Source organism: Aeromonas sp. FDAARGOS 1406, from assembly GCF_019048565.1.
GTDB classification, from domain to species: domain Bacteria; phylum Pseudomonadota; class Gammaproteobacteria; order Enterobacterales; family Aeromonadaceae; genus Aeromonas; species Aeromonas caviae.
Window position 1 is genome coordinate 2,838,559 of sequence record NZ_CP077378.1, and the last position, 18,942, is coordinate 2,857,500.

An 18,942-nucleotide genomic window follows, 5' to 3' on the forward strand; every position below is an offset into this window, starting at 1 on the left:
TGTATTGAACCTATCTGTAAAAAAATGGCGCCTATGGCGCCATTTTGGGGTAATACAGGCAATCTTCGTTACTGCAGCAGGGAGATATCCGCGACTTGCAGGAACAGGTTGCGCAGGTTGTTCAGCAGTGCCAGACGGTTGGCCTTGAGGGCTTCGTCGTCGGCCATCACCATCACCTCGTTGAAGAAGGTGTCGACCGGCCCCTGCAGGGCGGCCAGACGTGTGAGGGCAGCCTGATAGTCACCGGCAGCGAACAGCGGGGCCAGTTCGGCTTGCAGTTCGGCAACCTGGGTGGCCAGCGCCTTCTCGGCGGCATCGACCAGCAGTTCCGGTTTGACGGCAGTCGGCAGTTCGCCTTCGACCTTGGCCAGAATGTTGCTCACGCGCTTGTTGGCGGCAGCCAGTGCCAGGGCGGCATCCAGCGTGCGGAAGTGGCTGACGGCCTTGACGCGACGATCGAAGTCGAGCGGACGGGTCGGGCGGCGGGCCAGTACGGCCAGCACTACGTCGGCACCGATACCTTCGTCCTGATAGGCGGCGCGGAAGCGGCCCAGCATAAAGTCGACCACGTCGGTAACGACGGTTTTGTTGGTCAGCTTGTCGCCGTAGACGCGTACCGCTTCTTCAACCAGTTCAACCAGATCCAGATCCAGCTGCTTCTCGGTCATGATGCGCAGGGCACCGATGGCGGCGCGACGCAGGGCGAACGGGTCCTTGTCACCCTTCGGCAGCATGCCGATGCCGAAGATACCGGCCAGGGTGTCGAACTTGTCGGCCAGCGCGACGGCGCAGGCAACCAGACCGGACGGCAGGGCATCACCGGCAAAGCGCGGCATGTACTGCTCGTTGAGGGCCACGGCCACGGCTTCGTCTTCGCCATCGTGACGGGCGTAGTGCATCCCCATGACACCCTGGGTGTCGGTGAACTCGCCGACCATGTTGGTCATCAGATCACACTTGGAGAGCAGACCGGCACGGCGGGCCTGAGTCACGACGGCATTATCGCCACCACTGATGCGCTCGGCGATAAAGCCAGCGACGGTCTCGATACGCTCGACCTTGGCTTTGACGGTGCCCAGCTGTTGCTGGAACAGCACGGTTTCAAGGCGCGGCAGGCGGGAGGCCAGGGTCTGCTTGAGGTCGGTCTTGAAGAAGAACTCGGCGTCAGAGAGACGGGGACGAACCACCTTCTCGTTGCCGCTGATGATCTGGCTCGGGTCTTTGGACTCGATGTTGGTGACGAAGATGAACTTCGGCAGCAGCTTGCCGTGCTTGTCGTAGACCGGGAAGTACTTCTGGTCACCCTTCATAGTGTGCACCAGCGCTTCAGCCGGCACGGCCAGGAACTTCTCTTCGAAGTTGGCGGTCAGCACCACCGGCCACTCGACCAGTGCGGTCACTTCTTCCAGCAGGGCGTCGTCCAGATCGGCCACGCCACCGAAGGCGGCAGCGGCCGCTTCGACGTCAGCCTTGATTTTGGCCTTGCGGGCCATGAAGTCGGCAATCACCATGCCGCGCTCCTGCAGGATCTGCGGGTACTGGCTGGCGTTGTCGATGGTGAACTCGCTCTCGCCCATAAAGCGGTGGCCGCGGATGGTGCGGGCAGAGTCGATACCCAGAATGTGGGCGGGCACCAGCTCGCCATCCAGCAGCAGGGTCACGGTGAAGACCGGACGCACGAACTGGATGGTCTTGTCGCCCCAGCGCATCATTTTCGGGATGGGCAGTTTGGCCAGCGCCTGGCTAACCAGTTCGCCCAGCAGATCGACGGCCGGACGGCCTTCGACCTTGGCGGTGTGAACCAGCCATTCGCCCTTGTCGGTGACCAGACGCTCGGCCTGCTCAACGGTGATGCCGTTGCCACGGGCCCAGCCTTCGGCAGCCTTGGTCGGCTTGCCTTCGGCATCGAACGCCTGCGCTACGGCCGGGCCGCGCTTCTCGACGCTCTTGCTCGGCTGTTCGCCAGCCAGCTCGCTCACCTTCAGCGCCAGACGGCGCGGTGAGGCAAACCACTCGACGGCGCCGAAGGCCAGATCGGCCTTGGTCAGTTCGGCTTTGAAGTTGTCGGCAAAGGCTTCGGCCAGGGAGCGCAGGGCTTTGGGCGGCAGCTCAGCAGTACCGATCTCTACCAGAAATGTATATTGTGCCATGTCCGTTCCTTAACCTTGCTTGTTCTCACTGCGCTGACACATAGGGAAGCCCAGCGCTTCGCGGGAGGCGTAGTATGCCTCTGCCACGGCCTTGGTCAGGGTGCGAATGCGCAGGATGTAGCGCTGACGCTCGGTGACCGAGATGGCCTTGCGGGCATCCAGCAGGTTGAAGGAGTGAGCGGCTTTGAGGATGCGCTCGTAGGCAGGCAGCGGCAGCGGTTTTTCCAGTGCCAGCAGGTTCTGGGCTTCCTTCTCGTACTGCTCGAAGCAGTGGAACAGGAACTCCACGTCGGCGTGTTCGAAGTTGTAGGTGGATTGCTCCACTTCGTTCTGGTGGAACACGTCGCCGTAGGTGGTCTTGCCCAGCGGGCCGTCAGACCAGACCAGATCGTAGACGCTGTCGACGCCCTGGATGTACATGGCCAGACGCTCGAGACCGTAGGTGATCTCGCCGGTCACCGGCTTGCACTCGAGGCCGCCAACTTGCTGGAAGTAGGTGAACTGGGTCACTTCCATGCCGTTCAGCCACACTTCCCAACCCAGACCCCAGGCGCCCAGCGTCGGGTTTTCCCAGTTGTCTTCCACGAAGCGGATGTCGTGGATTTCAGGATCCATACCCAGTTCTTTCAGGGAGCCCAGATAGAGTTCCTGAATGTTGTCGGGGGAGGGCTTGATGATCACCTGGAACTGGTAGTAGTGCTGCAGGCGGTTCGGGTTCTCACCGTAGCGGCCGTCAGTCGGACGGCGGGACGGTTGTACGTAGGCGCAGGCGATGGGCTCCGGGCCCAGGGCGCGCAGGCAGGTCATGGGGTGGGAGGTACCGGCACCCACTTCCATATCCAGCGGCTGAATGATGGTACAGCCCTGGCGGGACCAATAGTCCTGCAACTGCAGGATCAGGCCCTGAAAGGTTTTGACATCGAATTTTTGCATAGTGTTTTTCGCGCGAAATGAAATCAGAGCAAGATTTGCTGAATGTGAACCGAGGGAGTATACCGTCTGGCATGGTCGGATAATAGGCGAAATTACAGGGGATTAGTGGGGCTATGTTGCCGCTTGCCCTATGATGTCGCCGACGCAAGCGGCCTGCCGATGGCCGATGAAAAACAGGGGAGAGGAAATGGAACTGCGCTGCGCCTGGGTGACCAAAGACCCGGAATACATCGAATACCATGACAAGCAGTGGGGCAGGCCGGTGTATGACGCCCGCGAGTTGTTTGCCAAGCTCTGCCTCGATGGTCAACAGGCGGGGCTGTCGTGGATCACCATCCTCAAGCGCACCGAGAGCTACCATCGCGCCTATGCGGATTTTGATCCGGTGCGCATCGTGCAGTTCGACGACCAAGATGTGGAACGGCTGATGCAGGATACCGGCATCATTCGCAACCGGCTCAAGGTGCAGTCGATCATCAAAAACGCCCGCGCCTATCTGGCGCTGGAGGCGGAAGGCATCGACTTCGTCGATTATCTGTGGGGCTTCGTGGGCGGCGCCCCCATCGTCAACCAGCGTCAGGGCAACGGCGACATTCCGGCGACCTCGCCGGAGTCGGATGCCATGTCCAAGGCCCTCAAGAAGCGCGGCTTCACCTTCGTCGGCAGCACCATCTGCTACGCCTTCATGCAGGCGGTGGGCATGGTGAACGATCATCTGGTGACCTGCCCTTGCCACGCCGAGTGCCAGCAAGCAGCGGCGACGTGAAGGGGAAATGCACGAAGAAGGGAGGCTCAAGCCTCCCTTCTTTTTTGCTCTGAATCAGCAGGGCTCAAGGGGGCGGCCGAGCGCCTCGCACACCTCGTCGCTGCTCATCAGCCGCACGAAGGGGCCGGCCAGGGTGGCGTTGTGATGGGCGATGATCTGGGGGGCGGTCAGTTGCGGCGTGTCCATGCAGGTATGGGCATCGCTCACCAGCACTACGGTGTAGCCGAGATCTGCCGCCGCCCGGCAGGTGGTGTCGATGCAGTACTGGGTCTTCATGCCGGTGACGATCAGGGTCTGCACGCCGTCCTCTTTCAGCCAGCCATCGAGACCGGTGCCATGGAAGGCGCTGGGGCGCTGCTTGTCGAACACCCGATCGGCCTCGCCGACGACCAGCTCAGGCGCAAGCTGCCAGAACGGACTGCCGGCGGCGATGGGGCTGCCGGCCGGGCCCGTGTGGCGCACCGCCAGCACAGGGAGAGCGGCACTGCGGGCCGCCTGGCTCAGGCGATTGATGTTGGCCAGGGTCTCGGCCCCGGCATGGGGGGCTTCCGGGCCGTGAAGGAGGCCCACCTGGATGTCGATGATGAGCAGCGCGGGGCGGGAAAGGGACGACATGGTCATGGCTCCGTGAGAAATGTCACCCACTCTGGGGCCATGGGCTCTTATGAGACAACCCGCATATGGGGGGCAACCACTCCAGACCCCGGGAGCATGTTCCGTTGCACCGGGCCTGGGGCCTTTTCGCCCCTCGGTACAGCCGGGATACAGTCACACGGGTTCACCATCGGGATCGTCATCACGAGGGAATCCCGTGTCACTGAGCGCCGCCGCCCTCTCTTCCCCGGTTGTCTGAGCCTGATCGGCTGTACCCCGGGGATGATGTTGCTCGTCAGGGCAAACACGAGGGGAAGCCGGCCCTGTGCAAGAAGGTCCGAGGCTGCACAGACGACGTCCCCGAGGGCCGAGGTTGCGCTACCGGGATCCTGCCCCTCCCCTATCATTGAAAGACGCCGGACCGGTTCAGGTTGTCTGGCGAAGGAGCCATCATGAAGAAGTCCGTATTGGCCCTGCTTGCCGCCACCGCCTTGCTGGCCGCCCTGCCTGCACAGGCCACCAAGCAGGCCCAGGAGCGCCGTGACGCCCGCGATGTGCGTCAGGATACCCGTCAGGAGTCCCGTGACGCGAAACAGGCGTGTCGTGAGGGGGTGGTGGGCAATGCCGACTGCCGCCAGGAGCATCGTGACAACAAGCAGGAGGGGCGAGACAAGGCCCGGGAGATCAAATATTGAGGCGGGCCCGTCCGAAGATGGCCTGCACCGAGTAAGTCGCAAGGGGCAGGGGGCGTTTTGCCCCCTGACCATCTTCGCAATGCGCGCGTCACACTCTGGCGCCTCTCTGGGTTAGAATGCGCGGCTATCGGCTAGAGTCGTTCTTTTTCAGAGGTTTTTTCATGCATTTCAAGAAACTGGTTCCTGCACTTGCCCTGACCGTCGCCATCACTGGCTGTACCACCAACCCCTATACCGGTGAATCCCAGACCTCCAAGGGCGCCTGGGGCGCGTTGGCGGGTGCGGCGACCGGCGCAGCCGTGGGGGCGCTCTCCTCCAGCAAGGGCGACCGCAAAAAGGGCATCCTGACGGGCGTCGCCGCCGGTGCGGCCCTGGGTGGCGGTATCGGTTACTACATGGATGTGCAGGAAGCCAAGCTGCGTGAGAAGCTGCAAGGCACCGGCGTCAGCGTGACCCGCAACGGTGATCAGCTGATCCTCAACATGCCGAACAACGTCACCTTCGACAGCTCCAGCGCCCAGCTGAAAGCCGCCGGTGCCAACACCCTGTCCGGTGTGGCCCTGGTGGTTGCCGAGTTCGACAAGACCCGTCTGAACGTGGTCGGTCACACCGACAGCACCGGCTCCCGCGAGCTGAACATGAAGCTCTCCCGGGATCGCGCCGATGCCGTTGCCGCCCAGCTGATCGGCCAGGGCGTGTCCGGCAGCCGCATCGCCATCAGTGGTGTGGGCCCGGATCAGCCGGTGGCCAGCAACAGCACCGCTGAAGGTAAGGCCCAGAACCGTCGGGTAACCATCACCCTGACCCCGACCGCCTAAGCGGCCTGCGTTGCAGTCATGAAAAAGGCCCCGCCAGTGATGGCGGGGCCTTTTGCTATCCGGCGTTGTGGGCAGTGGCGCCTTGTTCTTTGCTCCCTTCTCCCCTTGCGGGAGAAGGGTCGGGGATGAGGGGATAACCGCCTCTTAGACAGCCGCAGTCAGCTGCACTTCCACCTTGTAGCCTTCGTGGGCGAGGCGGGCCTGTACGCAGGCGCGGACCGGGGCTGTGTCGGCATCAGGGGAGCCAGGCATCCCGCTTTGTTTAGACAGCGGCAGTGAGCTGTACTTCCACCCTGTAGCCTTCGTGGGCGAGACGGGCCTGCACGCAGGCGCGCACGGGGGCTGTGTCGGCATCAGGGGAGACAGGCATCCCGTTTTGATTAGACAGCGGCAGTCAGCTGTACTTCCACCCTGTAGCCTTCGTGGGCGAGACGGGCCTGTACACAGGCGCGAACGGGGGCTGTGTCGGCATCAGGGGAGCCAGGCATCCCGCTTTGTTTAGACAGCCGCAGTCAGCTGCACTTCCACCTTGTAGCCTTCGTGGGCGAGACGGGCCTGTACGCAGGCTCTGACCGGGGCTGTACCCGCAGGGATCCAGGCGTCCCACTGGGCGTTGAAGGCGGCGATGTCTTCAATGTCCTTGAGATAGATGTTGGCCATCAGGATCCTGTCGACGCCGGAACCGTTGGCTTCCAGCAGACGCTGCAGGCTTTCCAGCACTTCACGGGTCTGCTGGTGGATGTCGGCGGTGTCGGTGGCGGGCACTTCCACCACGTAGAGGGTGCCGTTGTGGATGACCACATCAGACCAGCGCTGGGTGGTCCCGATACGGGTAATGGTTGTCATGTTTGCTCCGGTACAGGGTTATTGACCCTTGCGGATCAGATAGCGATAGGGGGCCTGCTCTGTCTCGCTGGCGACCAGGGTGTGGTCCATGAAGCGGCAGAAGCTGGGAATGTCGCGGGTGGTGGAGGGGTCGTCGGCGCTGACCAGCAGGGTCTCCCCATCCGCCATCAGCCGCACTTTCTTGCGAACCATCATCACGGGTTCGGGGCAACGAAGCCCGATTGCGTCCAGCTCGTGGGTCGCATTGCAGAATTCAGTACTCATGAATAATCAACCTTCAGCCGCACCTTCTTGCGCGCTATCGTCACGGGTTCGGGGCAACGAAGCCCGATTGCGTCCAACTCGTGCGTTGCGTCGCAGAATAAAGCACTCATCAATAATCAACCTTCAACCAATTCGGCCAGCAATGATACTCACGGCGAAAAAATAATCAAACCACGGGGCGGTTATGCAGCATATGCTACCAAAATGTGAACCGGCTCTACCCAGGCTTCGCTCGATGAGTAATATAAAAATTGAACCATATTCAACAAGGAGGTGTGAATATGCAGGTCTCCTACGGCAGATTGCAAGCCTACGCAGGCATGGGGTTCTTGTCGTTCGCCATGATAGTGCTGGGCAGCCCGATCGGTAATACCGGTACCTGGTTCGGCTCCATGGTGATGATAGGACTGGGGCTCTGGATCGAGCTCAGCGACTACTACGACGAGGATGAGGACGAGAACGATCCCTCCTGAGAGCCTGGCTCTCGGCACTCAAAGGCGGACGATGTCCGCCTTTGTCATTTCTGCTCCGCGCCGGAACGGGTCGAGCGCATGGCGCGTTCCAGCTGCTGTGCCGTCTGCTCGGGGTTGGCCCTGGCGTCGTTGAAGAAGCTGCTTAGCACATCCATGATCCCCTGGCGCATGTTGGTGGGCACCGCCATCCCCTCCGCCATGCTGGGCAGCAGGTTGTCCTGTTGCTCGGCGTGGAGGAAGTCCCGATAGGAGCGGATGGCGCAGCGATCGAACTTGCTCATGTCTGGCTTGATGAGCGCCGGGATGGAGCCCTTCACCCGGTTGAACGCTTCCTGGAAGCGCGGTGTCATCAACAGCCTGGCCAGCTCGCCCTGGGCCTGCAACTGGGCGGGATCCCGCTGCTTGAACATGGCGATGGAGTCGAGGTTGTAGCTGAACAGCCCCTGGCTGCCCGGGCTTGGCAGGCACTCGATATCCTCGCCGGGGCGGTAGTTGCCTGCACTCAGCTCGCCTTTCACCCAGTCCCCCATCACCTGCATGGCGGCGCCGCCGCTCTCCAGCAAGTTGGTGGCCTGGTGCCATTTCAGGCCGGCGTATTTCTCGGGCACATAAGCGCGCAACTGCTGGAAGCGAGTCAGCACCCGCACCATGTCGGGGCCGGTCAGGGTGGCGCTGTCCTGTTCGAGGAAGGCCTTGCGATAGAAGGTCTTGCCCCCTTCGCCGAGGGCCACCGTTTCGAACAGCACCGCGATCTGCCAGGGTTCGTTACCGATGGCGAGGGGGGGGATGCCCTGCTCCTTGAGCTTGTCCGCCACCGCCACGAACTGGGCCCAGTCGGTGGGGGGCTTGAGCCCCTGTCGCTCGAATACCTTGCGGTTGAGCCACAGCCAGTTGACCCGGTGGATGCCGGTGGGGACCGCCATCAGGGCGCCGTTCTGGCTGAGTGTGTCGCGCACCATGGGGGGCAGCTGAGGGTACCAGCCGAGATGCTCGGCCATGGGGGTGAGATCGCGCAGAAAGCCCAGGCTGCCCCACTCGTGCAGCTCGAACCCCTTGAGGTGGGCCGCCTCCGGCGGGTTTGCCGCCAGGGCCCGGCTCTTGAGCACCGTCATGGCGCTCTTGCCGCCCCCGCCCTGTACCGCGAAGTCGTTCCACTGGTTGCCCTGTTCGGCCCACTCGGACTTGAGCACTTCCACGGCCCTGGCCTCGCCGCCGGAGGTCCACCAGTGCAATACCTCCACCTGGGAGGCACAAACGGGCAAGGAGAGCAGGGCGATGACAGAAAAAGACAACCACTTCATACATTACTGCCTTGGTAGGGAGAGGGTGGCCTGCAGGCCGCCCTGGGGGCGATTTTCCAGCACCAGGTCGCCGCCGTGGGCGTGGGCTATGTTGCGGGCGATGCCAAGGCCCAGCCCGGTGCCGGCGGCATCGGTGCTGAGGCGGTAGTAGGGCTCGAAGATGCGCTCGAACTGATCGTCCGGCAGGCCGGGCCCCTCGTCCATGATGAAGAGGATCAGCATCTCCTCGTCGTCCATGATGATGATGCGCACCTTCTGGCCGTACTTGATGCCGTTGTCCACCAGGTTGCCGATGCAGCGCTTGAGGGCCAGCAGCTTGCCGCGATAGGGCCACTTGCAGTGACCCTCGATGGTGAGCAGATCCTCGTGCAGGTTCATGGCCTCCGCCATCTGCTCCAGCAGGGCGTTGACGTCGATCTGCTCAAGGTTCTCGTGAATGTCCGTCTCTTTGACCGTCTGCAGCGCCCCTTTGACCATCAGCTCCAGCTCGTCCAGGTCCTTGTTGAACTTGGCGATCTGCACCTCGTCGTCCAGCAGTTCGACCCGCAGTCGCAGCCGGGTGATGGGGGTCTTGAGGTCGTGGGAGATGGAGCTGAAGAGGCGCTCCCGATCGTCGATGAAGCGGCGAATGCGCTGCTGCATGATGTTGAAGGCGCGGGTCGCCGCCACGATTTCGGAGGCACCCTCCTCTTTGAGGGACGGCTGGTCGATGTCCTTGCCGAGGTTGACCGCCGCCTTGGCGAGGCGACGCAGGGGGCGGGTCTGCCAGCGCACCAGCATGAAGGTGAAGAAGCAGAGGAAGACCGTCATCAGGGCGATGAAACGCACCTGGTTGCTCGGCATCACGGTGTCATCCAGCGTCATGTAGGGGGCGGGCAGCAGGGCCGCAAGATAGAGCCACTCCCCCGGTTCTATCTCTATTTGGGTCACCAGCACCGGCGGATTGATGGGCTCCAGGGACAGAGTGTAGCGGGCCCAGGAGGAGGGGAGATCCGCCAGCAGGGTGTCGTTGTTGAAGACGTGCAGCTCCTCGGGGCGGGAGAAGTCCACCTTGATCGCCATGGCGTCGGAGAGCTTGCGGCTGAGCACCTCCTGCACCTCCTTGAGCACCAGCGTTTTTCGCTCGCTGTCGGGGATGGCGCTGATGTGGATCTCTTCCTCGTTCAGGGAGACGAAGAAGCGGCTGCCCCCCATGTTGCGCAGCTGATCCAGGGCGATGTGGCGGTATTGCAGGGGCAGGGACTTGAAGAAGTTGACGGTGGAAGCCGCCGACAGCGCCAGGTTGCGGGTGGTGCTGAGCATGCCCTCCAGCTCCCGCTTCTGGATCTGCTGCATCCAGATGCCGGTGAGGATGGTCTGGGAGAGCAGGATGGCGAGCAGCAGCAGCAGCAGCATCCGCGACAGCAGGGAGCGGGGCACCAGGGCCCGCCAGAACTTCTGCCCCGTCATGGCAGCGTGTGTCTCTTGTCGATCAGCATGGGGTGCTTACCTCTGTGCCTTGCCGTTGCCCCGTGATGGGTCTCTCTTCTGCCCGTTCAAGGTCTCGCCGTAGCGTCTGTCTGTTACGGGATCTCGTGGACTTCGGCGATCAGCATGTAGCCGCTGCCGCGAATGGTCTTGATGATGCGCGGGCTCTTGCCGTTGTCACCCAGCTTCTGGCGCAGGCGGCTGATCTGCACATCGATGCCGCGCTCCATGGGCAGGCTCTCGCGACCGCGGGTGGCGTCCGAGATGGTATCCCTGTCCAGCACCACGCCGGGCTGCTGCAGGAACATGCCGAGCAGCAGGGCATCACTGCCGGAGAGATCCAGCAGGCTGCCATCTTCGTGGGTCAGCTGGTGGCTCAGGGTGTCCAGGGTCCACTCGGCGAAGCGCAGCCGACGGCTCGGTTCCTTCTCTTTCTCCGGCTGGCGGAATTCGGCGCGGCGCAGCAGCGCCTTGATGCGGGCCTGCAGCTCGCGCGGGCTGAACGGCTTGGCGATGTAGTCGTCGGCGCCAAGTTCCAGACCGATCACCCGGTCAGCCTCGTCGGAGGCGGCGGTGAGCATGATGATGGGTACCTGGGAGTCGCGGCGGATCTGCTGGCAGAGGGTAAAGCCGTCGTCGCCGGGCATCATGATGTCCAGAATGATGAGGTCCGGGCTGTGCTGGGCCAGTTGTTGGCGCATCTCGTTCCCTTCAGCCGCGGTCAGTACCTCAAAACCGGCCCGGGTCAGGTACTCGTTGAGCAGCTCGCGGATCTCCCGATCGTCGTCGACGATAAGCAGTTGTTTGCTCGTTGACATATGTATGTGCATCCACCCATTTTTTTGTGCAGATTGAACCTGTCGGGGGAGTAAAAAGCAAGCAAGCCCCCCCTCTAATGTGAAGTTATGGGCAATATAGCCTCAGGATTGGCCCCGATCGCGGGAAAAGAATAAAAAAGGCCGACCCAAACGGGCCGGCCAACACGCAGATTCCGACGGCAGGAGCGCACCCCGTGTGGCGCGTTCCACAGACTCGACAGCAGGGTCGGCAGGCTGACCCGGTATTCGTGATGGGGCCGCAGTGCCGGGAAGCAGGGCCGCCTTCTGTCTGTTGTTGCCGCCCCGAGGCGGCGTCCCTGACCGGTGAGCGGTCAGGAGTGATTCACTTACACCCGTTCGAACACGGTGGCGATGCCCTGACCCAGGCCGATGCACATGGTGGCGACTCCCAGGGTGGCGTCCTTCTCTTCCATCAGGTTGATCAGGGTGGTGGAGATGCGGGCACCGGAGCAGCCGAGCGGGTGACCCAGGGCGATGGCGCCACCGTTGAGGTTCACCTTCTCGTCCACCAGATCCTGCAGACCCAGATCCTTCACGCAGGGCAGGGACTGGGCGGCAAACGCTTCGTTCAGTTCGAACAGATCGATGTCGCCGACGGTCAGACCGGCCCGCTTGAGCGCTTTCTGGGTGGCCGGCACCGGGCCGTAACCCATGATGGCGGCGTCACAGCCGGCGATGGCCATGGCACGTACCTTGGCGCGCGGGGTGAGGCCGAGCGCCTTGGCACGGTCCGCACTCATCACCAGCATGGCGGCGGCGCCATCGGACAGGGCCGAGGAGGTGCCGGCGGTGACGGTACCGTTGACCGGGTCAAACACCGGGCGCAGCTGGCTCAGAGTCTCGACCGTGGTCTCCGGGCGGATCACTTCGTCGTAGTCGTAGAAGAAGCGGGCGCCGCTGGCGTCATGGCCTTCCAGCCCGACGATCTCCTTGGCAAAACGGCCTTCCACGGTGGCGGCGTGAGCGCGGCGGTGGGAGCGGGCGGCAAACTCGTCCTGCTGCGATCGGCTGATGCCGTGCAGCTTGCCGAGCATCTCGGCGGTCAGCCCCATCATGCCGGAGGCTTTCGCCACCGACTTGGCCATGCCGGGGTGGAAGTCCACCCCGTGGCTCATGGGCACGTGGCCCATGTGTTCGACGCCGCCGATGATGAAGATATCCCCATCACCTACCTGAATGGCGCGGGAGGCATCATGCAGCGCCTGCATGCTGGAGCCGCACAGGCGGTTGACGGTGACTGCCCCCACCTGCTTGGGAATGCCGGCCAGCAGGGCGGCGTTGCGAGCGATGTTGAAGCCCTGCTCCAGGGTCTGCTGCACGCAGCCCCAGTAGATATCCTCGATCTCGTTCGGGTCGAGGTTGGGGTTGCGCAGCAGGATGGATTTCATCAGGTGCGCGGACAAGTCTTCTGCACGCACGTTGCGGAAGGCGCCGCCCTTGGACCGGCCCATCGGGGTCCGGATACAGTCGACAATGACTACGTCTTTCATGAATGGATCTCCTTTCCGCAATCAGTAGAAGGTGTTGCCCTGGGCGGCCATCTCACGCAAGCGGTCGCTGACGCGGTAGAGCGGGCCCAAGTCGGCATACTGGTCGGCCATGGTCACGTAGTGATCCAGACCGATAGTGTCCAGATAGCGGAACACGCCGCCGCGGAAGGGAGGGAAGCCCAGACCGTAGACCAGCGCGATATCGGCTTCGGCTGGCGTGGCGACTATGCCCTCTTCCAGGCAGAGCACCACCTCGTTGATCATCGGGATCATCATGCGGGCGATGATGGCGTCCTTGTCAAAGTCCTGCTTCGGCTTGGCGATGGGGGCCAGCAGCTCGTAGCTGGCGGTGTCGGCCACCTTCTTCGGCTTGCCCTTCTTGTCCTGCTCGTAGGCGTAGAAACCCTTGCCGTTCTTCTGGCCGAAGCGGCTGGCGTCATACATTACGTCGATGGCGGTACGACCTTCCTTGCTCATGCGCGCCGGGAAACCCTGCGCCATCACGTCACCAGCGTGGTGGCCGGTGTCGATGCCGACCACGTCCAGCAGGTAGGCGGGGCCCATGGGCCAGCCGAACTCCTTCTCCATCACCTTGTCGACGGCGGCGAAGTCGGCGCCATCGGCGACCAGCTTGTTGAAGCCGAAGAAGTAGGGGAACAGCACGCGGTTGACGAAGAAGCCGGGGCAGTCGTTGACCACGACCGGGGACTTGCCCATGGCGGCGGCGTAGGCCACCACGCGGTTGATGGTTTCATCGGAGGTCTGCTCGCCGCGGATGATCTCCACCAGCGGCATGCGGTGCACCGGGTTGAAGAAGTGCATGCCGCAGAAATTCTCGGGGCGCTTCAGCCCCTTGGCCAGCAGGGAGATGGGGATGGTGGAGGTGTTGCTGGCGAGCACGGCGTCTTCGCCGATGATTCCTTCCACTTCACTCAGCACGGCGGCCTTCACTTTCGGGTTCTCGACCACGGCTTCGACTACGACGTCCACATGCTTGACGCTGTCATAGCTCAGGGTCGGCGTGATGGCGGAGAGCACCTGGCCCATCTTGATGCCGTCGATGCGACCGCGCTCGAGCTGGCCGTTGAGCAGCTTGGTGGCCTCATTCATGCCAAGTGCCAGCGCTTTTTCGTTGATGTCCTTCATCACCGCCGGGATGCCTTTGCTGGCAGACTGGTAGGCGATGCCGCCCCCCATGATGCCGGCACCCAGCACGGCGGCATGGCCGGTGGCCTTGTTTGCCTGCTTGGCGGCCTTCTTGGCCAGCGCCTTGATGTGCTGATCGTTGAGGAAGATACCGACCAGCGCCTTGGCCACGTCGGTTTTCGCCAATTTGATGAAGGTGGCGGCCTCGGCGGCCAGCGCTTCGTCACGGCCCATGCCAGCGGCGGCTTCCACCGTCTTCACGGCGGCCATGGGGGCCGGATAGTGTTTGCCCGCCACGGCGGCAACCATACCGGCGGCGGTGGTGAAGCTCATCATGGCTTCCAGTTTGGAGAGGCGCAGCGGGGCCTTCTTGGCGGCGCGGCGGCCCTGCCAGTCCAGCTTGCCTTTGATCGCGTCCTTGATCATCTGCACGGCGGCGCTGTGCAGCGCGTCGGGGGCGACCACGGCATCGATGGCACCCACCTTGAGGGCGTCATCGGCACGGTAATCCTTGCCGGTGGTGATCCACTCCAGCGCGTTGTCGGCTCCGATCACCCGCGGCAGACGGACAGTGCCGCCAAAGCCCGGCATGATGCCGAGCTTGGTCTCGGGCAGGCCAATCTTGGCGCTGGTGTCAGCCAACCGGAAATCGGTGGAGAGAATAGTCTCGCAGCCGCCGCCCAGAGCATGGCCCTTGATGGCGGAGAGGGTGGGCACCGGCAGATCTTCGATGGCGCTGAAGATGTCGTTGGCCTTCTTCAGCCAGCCGAGCAGGTCTTCTTGCGGCAGATCGAACAGTTCCAGGAATTCGGTGATGTCGGCGCCGACGATGAAAGCGTCTTTGCCGGAGGTGAGGATCAGACCCTTCAAATCGGCTTGTTGCTGTAATGCGGCGATCGCTTCGCTCAGGGAGAGCAGGGTAGCGCGATCCAGCTTGTTGACTGAACCCGGGGCATCGAACCTCAGCTCGGCAATGCCGTCTTCGAGGTAGCTGACCGTCAGGGTTTCGCCTTGGTAGATCATGAGAGTGTCTCCTTGTTCCCACTCTGTGGGGAATGGTGCTCCTTTATCCCCAGCAGGGGGCGAGGCTCACTATTGATCCAAAAGGAGACATTTTCAACACCTATTTAAAACATTTGTTTAACAGTTGTCGAGTAAAAGCTCTTCATCACAAAACGGGCAAAAAAAGAGGCGCCTTGCGGCGCCTCCGATGGAGATGAGCGTGGTATCAGCTAGCCAGTTCCGGCCGGTTGCGATACTGGTTCAGGACCTCGGGATCGGCGAGGGCGTGGGTGTTGTTGACGGGGCGGTTGTGCACCACTTCCCGCACCGCCAGCTCTACTATCTTGCCGGACTTGGTGCGGGGGATGGCATCCACCTGCAGGATGCGGGCGGGCACGTGGCGGGCGGTGCAGTGCTGCTTTATTTGCTGGCGGATCCGCTCGCGTAGCGGCTCATCCAGCTTGCAGCCCGCCTTGAGCTTGACGAACAGCACCACCCGCTCGTCCTGCTTCCATTGCTGGCCGATGACGATGCTCTCCTCCACCTCGTCGAGTTGTTCCACATAGCGGTAGATCTCGCTGGTGCCGATGCGCACGCCGCCCGGGTTGAGGGTCGCGTCGGAGCGGCCGTAGAACAGAATGCCGCCGGTCGGGGTCAGCTCGATCCAGTCCCCGTGGCACCAGATGTTGTCGAACCGCTCGAAGTAGGCGGCGTGGTATTTGTCGCCGTTCTCGTCACCCCAGAAGTAGATGGGCTGGGCCGGGAAAGGCTTGGTGCAGACCAACTCGCCCTTTTCACCCAGCACCGGCTGGCCCGCCTCGTTGAATACCTGCACCGCGAGACCAAGGCCGCGCCCCTGGCTCTCGCCGCGATAGACGGGGCTCAAGGGGTTGCCGATGACGAAGCAGGAGCAGATGTCGGTGCCGCCAGAGATGGAGCTGAGCTGCACATCCTGCTTTATCTGCTGGTAAACGTAGTCAAACCCCTCCGGCGACAGCACGGATCCGGTGCTGCAGATCAGCCGTAAGTGCGGCAAGTCGTGGGTCTTGATGGGGGCATAACCCTGCTTGTGCAGCGCATCGAGATACTTGGCCGAGGTGCCGAACAGGGCGACCTCTTCGTCCCGTGCCAGATCCCACAGCACGTTGCCATCCGGGTAGAAGGGGGAACCATCGTAGAGCACCAGGGTGGCGCCGGAGGCGAGGGCGCTCACCAGCCAGTTCCACATCATCCAGCCACAGGTGGTGAAGTAGAAGATGCGCTCCCCCGGCTTGATGTCGCAGTGTAACTGGTGCTCTTTCAGGTGTTGCAGCAGGGTGCCGCCAATGCCGTGCACGATGCACTTGGGTTTGCCGGTGGTGCCGGAGGAGTAGAGGATATAGAGCGGGTCATTGAAAGCCATGGGCTCGAAGGCGAGCTGGGTGTCATGCTGGCTTGCCAGCAATTGCTGCCAGTTGTGACCAAGCTGCAGCGGGTTGCCGAGCAGAGGGATCATCACCGTCTGCTCTATGCTGTCGAGCTGACCGACGACGCTGGCCACCTTGTCCTGAATGTCGATGGCCTTGCCGCCGTAGCGGTAGCCATCCACCGCGAACAGCACCCTGGGACGGGTCTGGCCGAAGCGCTCCACCACGCTGGCCTCGCCAAAATCGGGGCTGGTGGAGGTCCAGATCGCGCCGAGGCTGGTGGTTGCCAGCATGGCTACCACGGTTTCCGGGATATTGGGCTGGTAGGCTGCGACCACATCACCCCGGCCTATGCCCTGGCTGCGAAGCCACTGGGCCAGGCGGGCGACCTGATCTGCCAGCTCATGCCAGCTCAGGGTCCGGCTTGGACCCCCTTCGATGCGGGAGATGATGGCCGGGCTCTCATCCTGACGGCGCAGCAGGTTCTCGGCGAAGTTGAGCTGGCTGTCGGGGAACCAGCGGGCGCGCTGCATATCCTGGCGGTTCTCCGCCACAATGTTGCCAAGCTCGCCCTTGACGCCGCAGTGCTGCCACACCAGGGGCCAGAAGCGGGTGGTCTTCTCCACCGACCATTGATACAGGTCGGCATAGCTGCGCAGTTGCAGACCATGGAAGTGATTGACCTCGGCCATGAACTGGTGGAGGTTGGAGTGCTGCATCCTGTCCTGATCCGGTGTCCACAGACAAAGGTTTTGCATGAGTCGTTCCTGACGGCTGATATCTACTGTCTGTGGGCAGTGTATTGAATTGTTCTTTGTTTGTTAATTGTCTGTTTTATCTTCATAACAAAAAGCCTGTAACCTATGCGTTACCTCACGAAGCGAAAGCCGGGTGGCTCGAGCCTTGATTCGCTTGATGTTATGCTGAAGTCACATTCGCCCGGAGCAGGACGCCATGAGCAGTTACAGCCAACTTTTTGCCCAGCATCTCGACACCCTTCAGCAGCGAACCCGCGACATCCTGCAACAACAGGGTCTTGGCGGTCTCGCTATCCACTCCGGCCAGACTCATCGCATCTTCCTCGATGATCAGGATTATCCCTTCAAGGTGAATCCCCAGTTCAAGGCCTGGCTGCCGGTGCTGGACAATCCTCACTGCTGGTTGCTGGTGGATGGTGTGAGCAAGCCGGTGCTGCTGTTCTACCGGCCGGTGGACTTCTGGCACAAGGTGGCGGAGTTGCCCAACGCCTTCTGGGTCGACTTCTTCGACATTCGCTTCCTGACTCGCCCGGAGCAGGTTGCCGATCACCTGCCGGCCAACAAGCAGGAGTGGGCCTATCTGGGCGGCCATCTGGAAGTGGCCGAGCTGCTGGGACTGGGCCAGCCCAATCCGGAGGCGGTCCTCAACTACCTGCACTACCACCGTGCCTACAAGACGCCCTATGAGCTGGAATGTCTTCGCGATGCCAACCGCATCGGCGTGCGCGGCCACATCGCGGCCAAGGACTCCTTCATGGCGGGGGCGAGCGAGTTCGAGATCAACCTGGCCTACATGAAGGCGGTCGGACAGGGGGCCAATGAGGCGCCCTACGGCAACATTGTTGCCATCAACCGCAATGCGGCCATCCTGCACTACACCCATCTCTCCACCCAGCGGGTGCCGGATGCGGAGCGTTACTCCTTTCTCATCGATGCAGGTGTGGACGTGCACGGTTATGCCTCCGACATTACCCGGACCTGGGCCTGGCGCCGCGGTGAGTTCGCCGATCTGATCGCAGCGCTGGATGCACAGCAACAGGAGATCATCGACGAGATCAAGCCGGGCCGCCGCTACAGCGAGCTGCACCTGCAGATGCACCACAGGCTGGCGCGCCTGCTGCAAGCCACCGAACTGGTAGACATGTCGGTGGACGAGATGATCCATACCGGGGTGACCAATGTCTTCTTCCCCCACGGTCTCGGCCACTTCCTCGGCCTGCAGGTACACGATGCCGGCGGCTTCATGCAGGATGAGCGCGGCACCCACCTGGCGGCCCCCGAGCAGTTCCCCTATCTGCGCTGCACCCGGGTGATCGAAGTGGGTCAGGTCTTCACCATAGAGCCCGGCCTCTACTTCATCGACAGCCTGCTGGAGCCGCTGCGCCAGGGTGAGCAGGGCAAGCGGGTCAACTGGAACAAGGTGGAGGTGCTGCGTCCCTATGGTGGCATTCGCATCGAGGACAACGTGGTGCTGCATGCCAACGGGGTGGAGAACCTGACCAGACAAGCAGGGCTCTGATGGCGACGGATTACCCCATACCGGCAGCCCCGCTGGAGGTGAGCGAAGAGATCAAGAAGAGCCGCTTCATTACCTACATCGCCCACACTCCGACCGTCGAGGCCGCCAAGGCCTGGATAGACGAGATCAAACAGCAACACCCGGGAGCCCGGCATCACTGCTGGGCTTTTGTCGCCGGCGCCCCCCAAGACAGCCAGGTTTATGGTTTCAGTGATGATGGCGAACCCTCGGGCACGGCGGGCAAACCCATGCTGGCCCAGTTGATGGGGGCCGGTCTGGGTGAAGTCGCCGCCGTGGTGGTGCGCTATTACGGTGGAGTGCTGCTGGGGACCGGTGGCCTGGTCAAGGCCTATGGCGGTGGTGTGGGGGCAGCACTCAAGCAACTTGAAACCTGTATCAAGCGTCAGCTGACCTCTTCCGTGATCCAGTGTGACTACACCGACATGGGGGCCGTGGAGTCCCTCATCTCTGCCCA

The 18,942-nt window shown here is 62.5% G+C and carries 17 protein-coding genes and 3 pseudogenes (1 of these 20 only partly in view); 6 read left to right on the forward strand and 14 right to left on the reverse strand.

The window, feature by feature from the left end; translation table 11 throughout:
- Positions 1–68: 68 nt before the first annotated feature.
- On the reverse strand, positions 69–2,150 hold the full coding sequence (gene glyS / locus I6L36_RS13340) for a glycine--tRNA ligase subunit beta (protein ID WP_053288902.1): 2,082 nt from the start codon (positions 2,148–2,150) through the stop codon (positions 69–71).
- 9 nt (positions 2,151–2,159) lie between these two features.
- The gene (gene glyQ / locus I6L36_RS13345) at positions 2,160–3,083 is read right to left on the reverse strand and encodes a glycine--tRNA ligase subunit alpha (RefSeq protein ID WP_005339464.1); all 924 of its coding nucleotides are present in this window, start codon (positions 3,081–3,083) and stop codon (positions 2,160–2,162) included.
- Positions 3,084–3,270: 187 nt separating this feature from the next.
- On the opposite strand from glyQ, the gene I6L36_RS13350 reads away from it, so the two are divergent.
- Complete coding sequence (locus tag I6L36_RS13350; RefSeq protein ID WP_053288901.1) at positions 3,271–3,849, forward strand: DNA-3-methyladenine glycosylase I; 579 nt, start codon at positions 3,271–3,273, stop codon at positions 3,847–3,849.
- A 54-nt stretch (positions 3,850–3,903) separates the two neighbouring features.
- On the opposite strand, the gene I6L36_RS13355 is transcribed toward I6L36_RS13350, so the two are convergent.
- Entirely contained in the window at positions 3,904–4,464 is a 561-nt protein-coding gene (locus I6L36_RS13355; protein WP_080989849.1) for a cysteine hydrolase family protein, read from the reverse strand.
- 431 nt (positions 4,465–4,895) lie between these two features.
- On the opposite strand from I6L36_RS13355, the gene I6L36_RS13360 reads away from it, so the two are divergent.
- Entirely contained in the window at positions 4,896–5,138 is a 243-nt protein-coding gene (locus I6L36_RS13360) for a hypothetical protein (protein ID WP_053288899.1), read from the forward strand.
- 161 nt (positions 5,139–5,299) lie between these two features.
- A complete protein-coding gene (locus I6L36_RS13365; RefSeq protein ID WP_010672405.1) occupies positions 5,300–5,956 on the forward strand; it encodes an OmpA family lipoprotein in 657 nt (218 codons plus the stop codon).
- A gap of 144 nt (positions 5,957–6,100) precedes the next feature.
- Here the strand turns inward: I6L36_RS13365 and I6L36_RS13370 are convergent.
- The 5 genes and pseudogenes from I6L36_RS13370 to tusA all read right to left on the reverse strand — a co-directional run.
- Positions 6,101–6,190: pseudogene (locus tag I6L36_RS13370) on the reverse strand (endoribonuclease L-PSP); the annotation flags it as partial.
- A gap of 28 nt (positions 6,191–6,218) precedes the next feature.
- Positions 6,219–6,308 (reverse strand): annotated as a pseudogene (locus I6L36_RS13375) (endoribonuclease L-PSP); the annotation flags it as partial.
- A 28-nt stretch (positions 6,309–6,336) separates the two neighbouring features.
- Positions 6,337–6,426: pseudogene (locus I6L36_RS13380) on the reverse strand (endoribonuclease L-PSP); the annotation flags it as partial.
- Between the two features lie 28 nt (positions 6,427–6,454).
- Positions 6,455–6,802, reverse strand: coding sequence for a RidA family protein (locus I6L36_RS13385; RefSeq protein WP_052814723.1), 348 nt, complete (start codon positions 6,800–6,802; stop codon positions 6,455–6,457).
- A gap of 18 nt (positions 6,803–6,820) precedes the next feature.
- Complete coding sequence (gene tusA / locus I6L36_RS13390; protein WP_041214136.1) at positions 6,821–7,066, reverse strand: sulfurtransferase TusA; 246 nt, start codon at positions 7,064–7,066, stop codon at positions 6,821–6,823.
- Positions 7,067–7,347: 281 nt separating this feature from the next.
- Here tusA and I6L36_RS13395 point away from each other — a divergent pair, with 281 nt between their 5' ends.
- Positions 7,348–7,539, forward strand: coding sequence for a hypothetical protein (locus I6L36_RS13395; RefSeq protein WP_010672410.1), 192 nt, complete (start codon positions 7,348–7,350; stop codon positions 7,537–7,539).
- A gap of 44 nt (positions 7,540–7,583) precedes the next feature.
- Here the strand turns inward: I6L36_RS13395 and I6L36_RS13400 are convergent, their stop codons facing one another.
- From I6L36_RS13400 to I6L36_RS13425, 6 genes are all read right to left on the reverse strand, one after another.
- Positions 7,584–8,840 carry an ABC transporter substrate-binding protein gene (locus I6L36_RS13400; protein ID WP_201921891.1) on the reverse strand — a complete coding sequence of 419 codons (1,257 nt, stop codon included), beginning with the start codon at positions 8,838–8,840 and terminating at the stop codon, positions 7,584–7,586.
- 3 nt (positions 8,841–8,843) lie between these two features.
- Positions 8,844–10,289: an ATP-binding protein gene (locus I6L36_RS13405; RefSeq protein ID WP_010672412.1), complete on the reverse strand. Its 1,446-nt coding sequence runs from the start codon at positions 10,287–10,289 to the stop codon at positions 8,844–8,846.
- Between the two features lie 113 nt (positions 10,290–10,402).
- On the reverse strand, positions 10,403–11,125 hold the full coding sequence (locus I6L36_RS13410) for a response regulator (RefSeq protein WP_010672413.1): 723 nt from the start codon (positions 11,123–11,125) through the stop codon (positions 10,403–10,405).
- Positions 11,126–11,472: 347 nt separating this feature from the next.
- Entirely contained in the window at positions 11,473–12,657 is a 1,185-nt protein-coding gene (gene fadA, locus I6L36_RS13415) for an acetyl-CoA C-acyltransferase FadA (RefSeq protein WP_200906076.1), read from the reverse strand.
- On the reverse strand, positions 12,658–14,805 hold the full coding sequence (gene fadB, locus I6L36_RS13420; protein WP_053288894.1) for a fatty acid oxidation complex subunit alpha FadB: 2,148 nt from the start codon (positions 14,803–14,805) through the stop codon (positions 12,658–12,660). It lies immediately after the preceding gene.
- A 205-nt stretch (positions 14,806–15,010) separates the two neighbouring features.
- Positions 15,011–16,948: an acetoacetate--CoA ligase gene (locus I6L36_RS13425; protein WP_053288893.1), complete on the reverse strand. Its 1,938-nt coding sequence runs from the start codon at positions 16,946–16,948 to the stop codon at positions 15,011–15,013.
- Between the two features lie 196 nt (positions 16,949–17,144).
- Here I6L36_RS13425 and pepQ point away from each other — a divergent pair, with 196 nt between their 5' ends.
- The gene (pepQ, locus tag I6L36_RS13430) at positions 17,145–18,467 is read left to right on the forward strand and encodes a Xaa-Pro dipeptidase (RefSeq protein WP_201985723.1); all 1,323 of its coding nucleotides are present in this window, start codon (positions 17,145–17,147) and stop codon (positions 18,465–18,467) included.
- Positions 18,467–18,942: the 5' portion of a YigZ family protein gene (locus I6L36_RS13435; protein WP_010672418.1), read on the forward strand. Its footprint extends 142 nt past the window's final position; only the first 476 of its 618 coding nucleotides appear in the window; the start codon lies at positions 18,467–18,469; its stop codon lies off the right edge, out of view. Before pepQ ends, I6L36_RS13435 begins: the two co-directional genes overlap by 1 nt.